The organism is Corynebacterium amycolatum, assembly GCF_016889425.1.
GTDB lineage: Bacteria > Actinomycetota > Actinomycetes > Mycobacteriales > Mycobacteriaceae > Corynebacterium > Corynebacterium amycolatum.
Genome location: NZ_CP069513.1, coordinates 987,639 through 1,001,481, shown reverse-complemented (window position 1 = coordinate 1,001,481; position 13,843 = coordinate 987,639). Strand labels below are relative to the sequence as shown.

Below are 13,843 nucleotides of genomic sequence, written 5' to 3'. Positions count from 1 at the left end.
AATGAGCACTCACGAACCCATCGATCCGTGGAATAGCAACCAGTCGGGCACTTCCGAGAAAGTGTCGGAGAGAGCTTTCGGCACTAAGTCCGGAAAGAGTAAGCCATTGACGTTGCCGCTCATCCTTGGCGCAGTCGGAGTGATTGTTGCCGGCGCGGCAGGTTTTGCCATGGGCGGTAAGAATGCTGAGTCCGAACTTGCAAGCGCGAATGAAGAGATTTACTCGTTGCAACAGCAGGCAGAGGAGCGGGAAAGCGAGCTGCAAACAAAGATTGATGAGCTGGAGGACAAGAACTCGAAAACTCATCGCGAGAGCCTCAAGTCCGACCAAGCTGCCGCAGCCGCTTATAACTACAAAAAGGCGCTCGACTGGCTGAACGTCTGCGATGCTCGCGACTACATGCCCGCAGAAACAGGGGCGCAACAGACTAGTTGGGGCTCCCTAGGCGTTGGCTGCTCGTACGAGTTCGAAAATCCCGACGGGGAGATCATCATTCTAGTTAGCGGAGAAAGTAGTGACGACAAGACAGGGAAATTAACCGACGGCTACTTAAAATCAATCATCCACAATGATGATTATCTTCGGCTCAATGTGTGGGTCTCTGACTCTGGGCCATGGGCCGACGCAGAGGAAAAGGCCACAGATATTGCCGAAAAGGTCAGTAATGCCGCTGAGCTCAATAAGAAACCGGACACTGAAGAACAATAAATAGCGTCCCTGCCATAAACGCCCATGAACCCCAGCTCACTAGTGAGCTGGGGTTCATGGGTTACGTGGGGCCGATAATTCACAAAATCTACGGCGCCGATTAGAAGACTAATTGTTCACACGGTCATCGTCACGATCATCATCCGTGTCATCAACGTCATCGCGATCATCGTCCAGCTCCTCAGTCGACGTCACCGTAGTGGTCTGGACTGGAGTCGTATCGGATAGGTTCGCCCTTCGCCACCGAGTCGAGGGCGCAGCTGGATTAGAACACGTTTCAGGAGCTTTCCCCAAAAGAATCAGCTCCAAACCAGAACCCTCCCCGGCTAAGGTCAGCACCCATTGAGCTGCGAAAGAGAACTGATACTTGACCATCTTCACTGGTCACGCCTCATATCTTCACAACTATTCGTTTCTGATAAAAAATTTTGCAAAAAGGCGCACAAAAGTGACCTAGGACACTTATTCTTACTGTAAAAGAAACTAAATCGGCAGTCCTACCGATGAGGTTTCGCCTGATTAGGCCTCTCCGAAGACCACAGGACATGAACCACGGAAGATGAGTGACTATGACATCTAATCCACAGACCTCGATTCTCAATAAGGTGCGCAAAGCTTCGCGAGCTACCTCGGACCTCGTTCTCGGACTCGCACCGGTGACTCAGGCTGGCGTCCTCGGCTCGATGGGGCCCGGCGCGGCTGGTAAGGCATTAAGTTCCATCTACCGCTGGGACTTCCTGCCAGCTGGTCTCCTCGGCATTGCAGCCGGCCGCGATCCGCACCACACTGCGATTATTGATGATGGCGGCTCGCTGACCTACGAGGAGCTGCACGAGCGCTCCACTGCCCTGGCGCGAGCACTCCGTCACGGCGATATTCAGCAGCGCGACCGCATCGGTGTGCTGGCTCGCAACCACCGCGGTTTCATTATGGCTCTGTGTGCCCACGGTCGTCTCGGCACCGACCTGGTGCTGCTCAATACCGGCGCCTCCGCCGAGCAGACTCTGGCCGTAATTCGTGAACAGAAGATTGACTTCCTGTTCATTGATGAGGAATTCACTCACATGCTGCCGGAGGACTTCGATGAGTGCCCGGTCGCCGTGTCGTGGTTTGAAAACTACGGTGACACCTCCTGCGTTCGCGAGGGCTGGACCTCCATGCAGGAGATGCTGAAGACAGCACCGCCGGCAAAGTGGCCGACCGCCGAGCTGCCAACCCGCCCGCGCCGTGGCCGCGTTATTATTCTGACTTCCGGAACCACCGGCACTCCAAAGGGTGCCAAGCGTCCGGAGCCGCGCAGCTGGATGCCGGCATCTTCCATCATGAGCCGAATTCCTCTGCGTCAGCGTCGCCCGGCTTACCTTGCGGCTCCGCTGTTCCACACCTGGGGATTCGCGACTGCGCAGCTGTGCATCGCACTGCGTTCCACCATGATTATGCGCCGCAAGTTCGATCCAGCCGACAGCCTGCGCATTATCGAGCAGCACTCTCCGCACACCATCTTCCTGGTGCCGACCATGCTGCAGCGCATGATTGAGATTCTCCCGGACAACTACGACATCGGCGCGACATCGCTAAAGGTCATCGCATCCTGCGGTTCGGCTATTCCAGAGGGAATTGTCACCAAGACCCTCGAGCGCTTCGGGCCGGTTCTCTACAACCAGTACGGTTCCACGGAGGTCAGCTGGGCAACCATTGCTAACCCGGATGAGCTCAAGGCAAACCCAACCACAGCTGGTCGCGCACCGCTGGGCACTCGTGTCCAGATTCTCGACGAAGACGGCAACCGCGTCGCCGACGGCGAGACCGGTCGAATCTTCGTCGGCAACAACATGTTGTACGAGGGCTACACCCGCCCGGGCGCGGACAAGCAGGTCATTGACGGCATGGTCTGTACCGGTGACCTGGGTCGCATGGAAAACGGCTTGCTCTACATCTCCGGTCGCGAGGACGACATGATTGTCTCCGGTGGCGAGAACGTCTTCCCACGCCAGACCGAAGATGCACTCAGCCAGCTCGAGGGTATCCGCGAGTGCGCAGTCGCAGGTGTCCCGGATGAGCGCTTCGGTCAGGCCCTGGTCGCCTGGGTTGTCCGCGACGACTCCCCTGAGGGCCGCGCCCTGACCAATGAGCAGATTCGCACATACGTCAAGCAGCGCCTCAGCCGATTCGCCGTTCCGCGCGAGACCGTGTTCCTCGATGAACTGCCACGCAACGCAGTCGGCAAGGTGGTTCCTCGCCACCTGCCGAAGCCGTGGGAGAATGTCACCGAGGAGAAGGTGGCTTAGGGCGCAGGGACCGTCGTAAAGCGAACGGCAGACACGAAAAGGACGCGGTAAAAACTTCCGTTATGGAATTTACCGCGTCCTTTTTGCGTGTCCTAGGAAGAACTAGAGCTGATTAGCCAGCGTTCAAAACACCGTAGTCCGTGACGGGCTCACGGAAAATCTCTTCGCCGTCCTGGGTCACGGTTACCGCATTCGGAGTGACGGTATACGTGTAGCCACCATTTTTCGCGACAGCACGGTTCCCGGAGAAACTATCTACTGTGTACGCATCCGGGGTATCCGAAATCTCACCGAAGTCACCAATGTAATGGCGCTGCTGGCGGTTATTGGAGTTCTCACAAATCACGGCCTTACCCGAAGAAGTCTCCGCCAACACACGCGCGTAATACCCACCCGAGCAGCGAGCGGTACTGCCAACCCAACCTTTGGCATCGATATCATCGCGATTCATACCGAACGCGCGAAGACCAAAATTTCCCCGCTGCGTAGTGGTAGGAGCGCTGCTCTCCGGCTGCTTCGTCGTTTCCGGCTCGACGGTCTGGGTATAGGTTTCCGTGTACGTCTCCACCGGCGCCGGGGACGCAGTGCTTGACGACGAGTCCCCTGCCGCAACCGTATCGGGAGACTGCGGGGAATTATCGGAGGAATTATTCAGGTAGTACGCGCCACCGATACCGGCGACCGCTGCAAGTGCGACACCGACGATGCCCAAAACCACGTACAGACCGTTGTTGCTCTTCTGCTCAGGTACCGGAGCCTGCTGATAAGCCGGATACTGCTGGGGTGAACCTCCCTGGTTCGGCCCCTGCGACTGGTACTGGTACTGAGGCTGGTACTCGTCTTGAGCCCCACCCTGCGGCTGCTCCCAGGCAGATGTTGCATAACCGTCCTGCTCCCAATCCTGCGGGGAGGACGAACGCGGGTTGTACTGGTCGGTCATCGCTAAATTCCTTATTACTTCAGAGCCACACTTGTGCTCGGCCAATAACGTGGTGGCTTGCGACTTCGCCCACAGCGGAACTTGCCACTACGTATTTTCCATTAACACTATGCGTTGCCCAGCGTACCCTGCTAGAAGCTAGCACTAGCTCAGAGTGGCACTTTGTTCTTGAAGAAATTGACGTAGTTCCGATCGGAGATCTTTCCCAGCATAAACTCTGGCTCCAACCCGAACATCGACCAACGAGTCTTCGTTGACCAGGCCAGCGACTGCGGTGTTGTGGTGCGGTGGTAGCTGATCTGGTAACCGTCAGTGTGCACTCGAATCTGCGTGTATCCACCCGGATAGCCAAGTGCAGCACCCCGCTCACAGAAGTCCGTATCCCCATAGTCAGCAATACCACGACGGCTACGGTGCGTATGACCAGCGAACACACCTTTGGCGCCCGGCGTGGCAGCCAGGATCTCCTGGAAAATCTTGGCCTGTTGAGCCTCGACCATGAATGCCTCACCACCGAAATGCGAACGCACCGCATCCTGAGTAAACGGGTGGTGCGCAAACAAAATTGTCGGACGCTCTGGATCCTCTGCAAGTTCAGCACGCAATGCACGCATCTGGCGCTCATTAATACGCCCACCTGCATAACCAAACTCGGCGGTATCAACACCGATGAGACGCACTTCGCCGACGCGAGTCGACCAGTGCTGCTGCGTCGGCACAAGACGCTGGCTGAAGTAATCCGGAACCGCGGTCTTGCCCTTGCGGATTCCGCGTCCCCGGAAACCATTGATATTGGGCAGTCCGGGCGGGTGCACATCGTGATTACCACGGGTGACAAACCAGTTTTTCCCAAACTCACCGAAAGTATCCAAAACCCTGATGAGCTCGTCATACTCCTCAGGGCGGTTGCTATCCGTGCAATCGCCATTGACGACGAGAGTGTCTAACCCGGCAGCCTTTACCGTGTCCACCAGTCCCTGCAATTGCATAGAGGCGAAAGGCTGCTCTCCTGGATCAGAGGAAAGACCGAGGTTGCCAATGCGAATGCCGTCGTGATTGGGCTTACCAATGTGTGTGTCATTCGTCAGCGCGAACGTCGCCAAATGTGCACCCGCCAACGCTGGCAGAGTACTTACGACGCCTGTCTTCTCCGGCGCCGTCTTGCTTATGGTGATATTCAGCGATGGGACCGCGCGGCAGTTGTGGGACCAGCACTCAAAGCGGTACTCCCGTCCCGGCTCCAACCCGTCAATGACCACATGGTGGTAGCCCGACTCTGAGTACCCCTCGTGCACGAGCTCTAGCTGCGTTGAATCCGCTGGAGCAAGCAGCACCCGCTCATCCGAAGGAACGGTCGGTTTAATAAAGCCATACGCTGTCTGCACTCCCGGAGCATATGTTGCCCATGTAAATGCCACTGACGTATCTGTAACAGTAATGACCTCCAAGTCGCTAGCCAGTACCTGCCACGACTTGGAATCCGACTGGGTAAGCCCCAGCCCCGACGTGACGTACTCCAGGCCGTACGCTCCCGAGGTTTTCGCGACGGCCATTGAACTTGCAGCAAGAGTTGCAACAGAGAGGTAGGCCCGGCGGGAAATGCTCATGGCCAATAAGCCTAGAACCTAAAGATGAAAAATAGATGAACTCTTCCTCTAATCTCAGAAAAATAGGAGCACAACAACAAAAGACACACGACTACAACAGCGCAAAATAAAACACCGCCCTACCAGGTCATGGAAGGACGGTGTTTTAAGAAATGGGGCTTGAGCATCTCAAGTGAACTTTTACCGGCTCACCAGTATGTAGATTGCTCTGAAGCTGTAATTACTTCAGTTCCTTGGAGGACAGCCCCAGGGTGCGGCGAGCAACAACCAGCTGCTGAATCTGCTGGGTTCCCTCGAAGATATCCAGGATCTTGACGTCGCGGGACCACTTCTCCAGCAGGTTACGCTCGGAGTAACCGAAGGTGCCTGCCAGCTGAACGGCACGCAAGCAGATCTCAGTGCCTGCGCGGCCGGCCTTGGCCTTACACTCAGAAGCCTCCAGGGTGTTCGGCTGCTTGTTGTCAGCCATCCACGCAGCGCGCAGAGCCAGGAGGTACGCAGCCTCCCAATCGGACTCCAGCTTCAGGTACTCAGCTGCAGCAGCGCTCTGGGTGTGTGCCGGTGCATCGTAGTCAATCTCGATGCCAGCCTCTTCCAGAATGCGACGCAGCTCTTCCAGCGAAGCACGGGAGACACCGATGGCCATACCGGCAACCAGCGGACGAGTGTTGTCGAAGGTCGCCATTGCGCCGGCGAAGGACTTCTTAACGTCAATGTCCGGGGAACCCAGCAGATTCTCCTTCGGGACGCGGACGTTGTCCAGGCGGAGCACTGCAGTATCCGAGGAACGAATACCCAGCTTCTCTTCCAGGCGCTCCACGGTGAAGCCCGGGGTGCCCTTCTTCACCAGGAAGGACTTGATGGCAGCGCGGCCCTTGGACTTGTCCAGGGTCGCCCACACAACGACGGAATCGGAACGCTCACCAGCAGTAACGAAGATCTTCTCACCGTTGATGACGTACTCGTCACCATCGAGCTTGGCAGTGGTGGAAACAGCGGAGGAGTCAGAACCGAAGGACGGCTCGGTAATTGCCATGGAAGCCCAGGTCTTACCGAAAGCCTCCAGCTGCTCATCAGTAGCAACAGCTGCGATAGCTGCGTTACCCAGACCCTGGTACGGCAGGGACAGGGTCAGACCCACGTCACCCCAGCAAGTCTCAATAACGTTGAGCAGCGAAGCCATGTTGCCACCGTTTTTCACACCGGTACGCTTCTTTTTCTTGTCATCGCCACGTCCACCGGAAGCACCGGAGAAGCCACGGCCACCATCTGCCATGCCGTCCATCATGGAGGCAAGGGTGTCGAGTTCCTTCGGGTACTCGTGCTCAGCGAGATCGTACTTACGGGAAATCGGTCGGAAGATCTCAGCGGCGGCCTGATGCGACTGGGACGCGCCCGCCTTGAGGAACTTCGGCAGTTCGAGGTTAATCATTTTCTTTCCTCTTAATTCTTTTCGGCTGAAGTATCTAGCGGTTTACAGAACGACGATGCCTTCGGCGACACCAATTGCGCGGAGGTCACGGTACCAACGCTCAACCGGGTGCTCCTTGGTGAAGCCGTGTCCACCGAGCAGCTGCACACCGTCGGAACCAATCTTCATACCCTTTTCCGTGGCGAAGGTCTTAGCCAGAGCTGCCTCGCGAGCGAAGCCGCGGCCCTGGTCAGCGCGGGAAGCACCGCGGAGGGTGATCATACGGAGACCATCGAGCTCAATCTTGATATCGGCGACCATGAAGGCCACTGCCTGGCGGTGGGAAATCGGCTCGCCGAATGCCTGACGCTCGTTGACGTAAGGAATGACGTAGTCGAGAACTGCCTGAGAAGTACCCATTGCAAGCGCAGCCCAGCCGAGGCGGGAACGACGCAGAATGTCGAGGTATGCCTCTTCACGATCCTCAGCAGAGGTGCTAGCACCGCCGAGAATGTTCTCAGCCGGAACCTTGACATCCTTCAGGATGACACGGCCCATTGCGGCACCGCGCAGACCCATGGACGGGTCAGCCTCAACGTGGAGGCCCTCAGTGTCGGACTCAACGATAACCAGAGCTGGCTTACCCTCGAGCTCAACACCGATGATGAACAGCTCAGCTGCGCCGGCGTTCGGAACGAAGGACTTAACACCGTTGAGTACCAGCGAATCGCCCTCGCGCTTCGCGGTGGTTTCAGGCTTGCGCGCGTCGAAAAGCGGACGCGGCTCTGCGAGAACAACAGCGGCAGCCGGGACGTTCTCGCCAGCGAATGCCGGCAGGTAGGTCTTCTGCTGCGAGTCGGAGCCGTGAGCGGTCAGGGTGGCAGCGACACCGGCCGGAGCCAGCACAGCCAGAGCCAGACCCATGTCTCCGTAAGACAGAGCCTCTGCGACCAGCGCGTTGGTGGTGACGTCCTCACCTGTAGCGATGCCCTCGAAAGCCTCCGGAACGTTGATCATGGTGACGCCCAGCTCAGAAGCCTCAGAGACGAGGTTCTCCGGCGGAGTTGCCTCGTGGTCGGACTTGTAAGCAGCCTCGCGCAGACGAGACTCAGCGAACTCCTTCACCGTCTCGACGATCATCTGCTGATCCTCGGTCGGGGTGAGGTCGAAGAGCTTCTTTGCCTTCTCCTCGGCTGCGGCCTCCTGTGCAGCCTGGGCTTCCTCAGCCGGACGCTCCGGCTTACCGGAACCGGAAATCTTCTTAAACTGACGATTCGCGGCACCAAGGGTCTTAAAACCGGACTTGGTGGACTGGTACACCACGCGGTCGATCTTTGGCTGAAGGTCGTACTTCTGGGCGAAGTCCGAACCAGTAATCGACGTGATGAACCGCATTGCCGCTCCGATAGCGTCGCGACCAGGGTTATTGCGGCCGACAGTCGAATCTTCGCGGTTCTTCTTCTCGCTCATGTGATCATGGCCTTTCGAGTCAGAACTATTACTGGCATAACAATAAATGAATCACGTGACCGTTGTCACAGGAATTGAAAAAACATTGCCAAGTAACAGAAAACTTTCAGGTTTCTAACTTGTCAGGCGATAACAAGGTTAACAACGTAGTTGCGATCAGCGAGCTCACCAAGCAGCGCCTCGGGCTCGAAGCCGTACATCGCCCAACGGGCACGCGCAGTCCACGCAAGCGCATCTTCACTGCTCAAACGATGGAAATTAACCTGGTAACCACCGGAATAGACATGCAGCAGCGTGTAGCCACCGGGGTATGCCTTGCACGCGCCGGTCTCCAAATAATCAACGCCGGCACCAAAATCACCGCGAGTACGCTTTGCACGGTGGGTGTGACCTGCTCCCGCGAAGAATACACCCGAAGCGTCGTTAAGCAGCTGCTGCAAACGTCGTGCATCAGCGCTATTGAGAATGAATATGGGGCCGGCAGCATTTGTCCAGCCAGCCTCAGAAGTAATTGGGTGATGAGCCAGCACAACCGTCGGCTTGTTGGGGTCGCGCTGTAGTTCTTGCTCTAGTGCATCGAACTGTCCCGGGCTAATCTCGCCACCGGACTGATCCAATTTCGACGAATCCAGACCGATGACGCGGACCGGCCCCTGCTGAGTGACCCACAGTTCTTGTCGCGGACGCCCCAGTAGGACTCCGAAGGGATCGCGATGATCTTCGGTGCCCTCCAAAACCGGGAATTCGTCGTAGCCAGCAGACGGATCGGCATCTGGCTTATGCGGACGATCGTGATTTCCGCGGGTGACAAACCACTGCTGCCCCTGAGCGCCAAAAGTATTCATAATCTCGGCAAATCGACGTACCTCCACCGGACGTGCCTCCGACGTGGCATCACCGTTGATGAAAACCCTTTCAATACCCATCCCCCGAAGCTCAGCGAGGGCAGCCGTCAACATGACCTCGGGGTACGGTGCGGCACCGGCTTCAGGGAAAATAGGTGCAGGCAAATTGCCGACAACAATACCGTGCCCGTTTTCGCCGATATGCGTGTCGTTGAGGATGGCAATCGTGGTCAGATACTCCCCCTCCGGAGCGACCAACGTCGTGAACCGTCCAGTTTGTTCAGGCGTATCGGGGAGGTTTCGGGTAATTAATCCCGGCTCGGCGACCAGCCCATTCGATCGACATTCGAAACGGTACGTGGTTCCAGGCCGCAGCTTATCGACGGTCACAAAGTGGTAGCCAACCTGCGCCTCGTCCTTATACACCACGGGCAGCTCGCCGCCCTCATCAGCGTCGACTGGCACTAGCGCAACTTCAGTATCGGCCGGTGCCAGTGGAGCCAGCTTCCCCCACGCTGGATGTGGGCCTGCATACGTCGCCCACGAAAATGTCACTGACGTATCGGTCACGGTCACGACTTCCAGATCCGTCACCACGAGGCCACTGGTCAAACCTGTTAATGGAAACGGCGCCTGGTTCGGAGCCGCCGATGCAACTGCTCGCGTCCCGACGCTATTGACGGCCACCGCTACCGCTCCCGCTGCTGCTCCCAAGCGCAATACGGATCGCCGATTAATTTTCTTATTCCCATTTACCGAAGTCATGGGTGAAGAAATTACGGGATAAAGATAATCCCGGTGATAACACCGGGATAACTACACATGAATTCGCCGACCAGCCGTAATTTTCCGGCTGACCACTACTTGAATAACTTCATGCTAAAAAGAAGCGTCGCTTACGCTTCCGGCTTCACAATCGGGAACAGCACGGTTTCGCGAATACCGAGACCGGTCAAGGCCATCAGCAGGCGGTCAATGCCCATACCCACACCGGTCGTCGGCGGCATGCCCTGTTCCATTGCGTGCAGGAAGTCCTCGTCTAGAACCATGGCCTCGTCGTCGCCACCGGCGGCCAGTCGCGCCTGGTCCTCGAAGCGCTCACGCTGGACAACCGGGTCAACCAGCTCGGAGTAGCCGGTAGCCAGCTCGAAGCCACGGACGTAAAGATCCCACTTCTCGGTCACGCCCGGCTTGGAGCGGTGCTGACGAGTCAGCGGAGAGGTCTCGACCGGGAAGTCGCGGACGAAAATAGGACCGTCGAGCTGATCTTCACAGAGCAGCTCCCAGATTTCCTCGACCAGCTTGCCGTGGCCCCAGCCGCCCTTCTCCGGAACCTCAAGTCCAATCACGTCGGCGATTGCTTTTAGCTCCTCGACGGTCGAGTCGATGGTGACTTCCGGCTGACCAGGGAACTTGCGAGCAAGTGCCTCGTTCAGCGACGGGTACATCTCAATCTGCTTCCACTCGCCGCCGAAGTCGAACTCCGTGCCGTCGGCAAGCGTAACGGTCGTCGAACCGAAGACCGCGACGCAGATTTCCTGAATGACCTCGCGGACGGTGCGGGCGGAGTCATCGTAGGTGCCGAAGGCCTCGTAGTACTCCAGCATCGCGAACTCCGGGCTGTGCGAGGAGTCGATGCCCTCGTTACGGAAGTTACGGTTAATCTCAAAGACTCGCTCCATACCGCCGACGACGCAGCGCTTGAGGAAAAGCTCCGGCGCGATACGCAGGTAGAGATCAATGTCCAAAGCGTTGGAATGAGTCACGAATGGACGTGCAGCTGCACCGCCGTGCAGAGTCTGCAACATCGGGGTTTCGACCTCGAGGAAACCGCGACGTTCAAGGGCGTGGCGCAGCTCGCGGATGACCTTGATGCGAGTCAGTGCGTTAGTACGAGCCTGCTCACGCATAATCAGGTCCGTGTAACGGTGACGCACACGGCTGTCCTCGGACAGATCAGCGAACGACACCGGCAATGGACGCAGAGCCTTCGAGGCCATCTGCCACTTGGTAGCCATTACGGACAACTCGCCGCGGCGCGAAGAAATTACGCGGCCAGTAATGAGGACGAAGTCGCCCATATCTACGTCCGACTTCCAAGCAGCCAGGGCGTCCTCGCCGACCTCAGCCTTGGAAAGCATGGCCTGCAGGGTCGTGCCGTCGCCCTCCTGCAGAGCGGCAAAGCAGAGCTTGCCGGTATTACGGATAAACATGACACGACCAATGACGGTCACGACATCCTGAGTCTCCTCGCCGGCCTCGAGGTGGCCCCACTCTTCGCGGACATCCTTGAGAGAGTGCGTACGGGGAACCTCGACCGGGTACGGCTGAATTCCAGCCTCGAGCAGGCGGTCACGCTTCTCGCGTCGAATGCGCAGCTGCTCAGGAACGGTGGCGGTGTTTTCAGGGGTCTTCTTCGCGTCAGTCACGGCTATAAAGGTTAGCCGACTACACCGCCGACCTGCTACTCGCCCGGCTCTTTGCGAAATACTCAGCGCACTACTCCCCCGCCTGCCGCCAACCTCGACGAATATCCTCCACAATTCGAGGATGAGCCAGTGTCGACGGTTCCAATTGTTGCGGACCGTTATCAGCACCGAACACAGCCGCAGCCCGAGCCACGTCAGGAGTGAGGAATTTCAGCGGCGGGGCGCCGTCGTAAAGCTCGAGCGTAGGAGGCTCAGGCTCGGCCTGCGCGAGTACAAACCCCCAGTCCCCGAAGGTGGGAACATGCACATGGTACGGAGTGGTCGACCAGCCTGCGGCACGAATCGAGCTGTCGGTGCGCCAGAAGGCCTGCGGCGTCGAAAATGGCGAACCCGACTGCACCACCAGCTTCGCGCCCGGCGCGGCCACCGTACGGATTAACCCGTAAAACTCCTGAGAGTAAAGCTTGGCTAACACTGCGTTGTCGGGATCGGGAAGATCTGCGTAGATGGCGTCGAATTTTTGCGTCTGGGTCTTGCCACGTGCCTGATCGTGGAGCCATGCGAAAGCATCCGCAGTAACCTTCTCCACTCGGGGATTGTCCAGGCTGCCGCCGTTATCTTCCCGCAGCACAGTGCGGGCGACCTCGATGACGTCCGGATCCAGATCGACCTGAACAATGCGCTCGATGTTGGGCATCCGCAGCAGCTCCCGGGCAGCCAGCCCATCTCCCCCGCCGAGAATCAATGCCGACTTCGTGTCTTTATCCACCGCCGGGTAGACCAGCGACTCGGTGTAGCGGTACTCGTCACGACTGGAGTACTGCAGTCCCCCGTCGAGATAAAGCCGCCGGTCCCCGCCAAATCGGGTGACGACGATGTCCTGGTACTTCGAGTGCTTGGCAAAAACAATGGGTTGGGCGTAGAGCGACTGCCGGGCGGTCGCCTCGATGTCCCGGATTCCGGCCAGCAACGCAACCAACCCAACCAGCGCCGCGACGAGGGCGGCGACAGCTGTGACAAGTGCCCGGCGGGACAACATCTGCTTCAGTAGCAGCGCGGCAATTACCAATGCCGCGGTGACGTTGATCAGTCCGGCGATGGCAGTGGCCTTCAGCATTCCCACTGTAGGCAGGAGCACAAACGGCCAGATTAAACCGCCGACCAAGGCTCCGAAGTAGTCCGCGGCGTTGAGATTCGCCAGCACGCGACCGGTGTCCTCTGCGGAGGACGTCCGACCGGTCTGCAGAAGTGTCATGAGTAACGGCACCTCGGCGCCAACCAGCGTTCCGATTATGAAAGTGGCAGCGACCAATGCTCCTAGGCTCTCACCTGTAACCGAAAATACCCAGTACAGGGCGGTTGCGGACACACCGCCGAGCAAACCCAAAGCACACTCGATACCGAGGAAAGACACCGCGGCACGGCGCACAAACGGTTTCGCCACGACGGCGCCAAAACCCAGCGCTGCGACATAACCGGCCACAATCAGGGAATTCGCAACGACGTCACCGCGGCCAAGAGAAGCCGACAGCGCCAGTAGCGCCAGCTCATAGACCAGGCCGCAGGCAGCGCAGGCCGCCACAGAGCCCAGCAGGAGAGCCCGCCAACGCCGGGAAGTCGTGGTGGTCTCCATCTATGACAGCGCCACCGCGTTAATCACACCGATAACGATGAAGGCGGTCGCAGCCAACGCCGCTCGGGGGCGTACTTTCGCGTCCATCACGACATCACGGAAGCGCCCCGGAATCAGGGCTTCCAGCACCAGCAGCGATGCTGCCTGCAGCACAATGCCGAGGGCACCGTAGACGAGGGTCTCCCCCAGGCCAATCATCAGGGCGTCGTCGGATGCGCGGATTACCGAAACGACAATGCAGGCCAGCGCAATCTGCTGTGAGCCCGCTATCATCGCGGCGCCCGCACGGTTTTCGAGAAACACCAGGTCGCGCAGTTTCCCAGGGGTAATCAGATCAAGGACAATGAATCCGACTACAAGCACTAGGGCACCCGCAAGGAAGTAACCGATGGTGGCCGGTACTCCGACGGCCAGATGCTCGCCCACTGTTGACTGCGCTGTCTCTGATGTCTCCGACTGCGCCGTGAGGATAGCCGTCCCGGTGGTGGCCATGTACGTTACTGGTCCCATG

At 58.2% G+C, this 13,843-nt stretch carries 11 protein-coding genes; 2 read left to right on the top strand and 9 right to left on the bottom strand.

The annotated features are described in order from the left end of the window. Position 1: 1 nt before the first annotated feature. Entirely contained in the window at positions 2-709 is a 708-nt protein-coding gene (locus I6J19_RS04365; RefSeq protein ID WP_187402504.1) for a hypothetical protein, read from the top strand. Positions 710-817: 108 nt separating this feature from the next. Here the strand turns inward: I6J19_RS04365 and I6J19_RS04360 are convergent, their stop codons facing one another. Next, positions 818-1,084: a hypothetical protein gene (locus I6J19_RS04360; protein ID WP_016421471.1), complete on the bottom strand. Its 267-nt coding sequence runs from the start codon at positions 1,082-1,084 to the stop codon at positions 818-820. Between the two features lie 194 nt (positions 1,085-1,278). On the opposite strand from I6J19_RS04360, the gene I6J19_RS04355 reads away from it, so the two are divergent. Further along, positions 1,279-2,997: an AMP-binding protein gene (locus tag I6J19_RS04355; RefSeq protein ID WP_038626623.1), complete on the top strand. Its 1,719-nt coding sequence runs from the start codon at positions 1,279-1,281 to the stop codon at positions 2,995-2,997. 112 nt (positions 2,998-3,109) lie between these two features. Here the strand turns inward: I6J19_RS04355 and I6J19_RS04350 are convergent, their stop codons facing one another. The 8 genes from I6J19_RS04350 to I6J19_RS04315 all read right to left on the bottom strand — a co-directional run bounded on the left by I6J19_RS04350 (position 3,110) and on the right by I6J19_RS04315 (position 13,842). Further along, a complete protein-coding gene (locus I6J19_RS04350; RefSeq protein WP_038626626.1) occupies positions 3,110-3,937 on the bottom strand; it encodes a hypothetical protein in 828 nt (275 codons plus the stop codon). A 149-nt stretch (positions 3,938-4,086) separates the two neighbouring features. Then, entirely contained in the window at positions 4,087-5,544 is a 1,458-nt protein-coding gene (locus I6J19_RS04345; protein ID WP_038626628.1) for a purple acid phosphatase family protein, read from the bottom strand. Between the two features lie 220 nt (positions 5,545-5,764). Then, the gene (locus I6J19_RS04340) at positions 5,765-6,976 is read right to left on the bottom strand and encodes an acyl-CoA dehydrogenase family protein (RefSeq protein WP_038626631.1); all 1,212 of its coding nucleotides are present in this window, start codon (positions 6,974-6,976) and stop codon (positions 5,765-5,767) included. 42 nt (positions 6,977-7,018) lie between these two features. Next, on the bottom strand, positions 7,019-8,425 hold the full coding sequence (locus tag I6J19_RS04335; RefSeq protein ID WP_038626632.1) for an acyl-CoA dehydrogenase family protein: 1,407 nt from the start codon (positions 8,423-8,425) through the stop codon (positions 7,019-7,021). Positions 8,426-8,547: 122 nt separating this feature from the next. Continuing rightward, positions 8,548-10,035 (bottom strand): metallophosphoesterase family protein, encoded by a 1,488-nt coding sequence (locus I6J19_RS04330; RefSeq protein ID WP_187402505.1) that lies wholly within the window; start codon positions 10,033-10,035, stop codon positions 8,548-8,550. Positions 10,036-10,166: 131 nt separating this feature from the next. Then, complete coding sequence (gene lysS / locus I6J19_RS04325; RefSeq protein ID WP_038626637.1) at positions 10,167-11,699, bottom strand: lysine--tRNA ligase; 1,533 nt, start codon at positions 11,697-11,699, stop codon at positions 10,167-10,169. 70 nt (positions 11,700-11,769) lie between these two features. Next, entirely contained in the window at positions 11,770-13,332 is a 1,563-nt protein-coding gene (locus tag I6J19_RS04320; protein WP_038626639.1) for a polyamine aminopropyltransferase, read from the bottom strand. Next, a complete protein-coding gene (locus I6J19_RS04315) occupies positions 13,333-13,842 on the bottom strand; it encodes a DUF350 domain-containing protein (protein ID WP_080972847.1) in 510 nt (169 codons plus the stop codon). Position 13,843 lies beyond the last annotated feature (1 nt).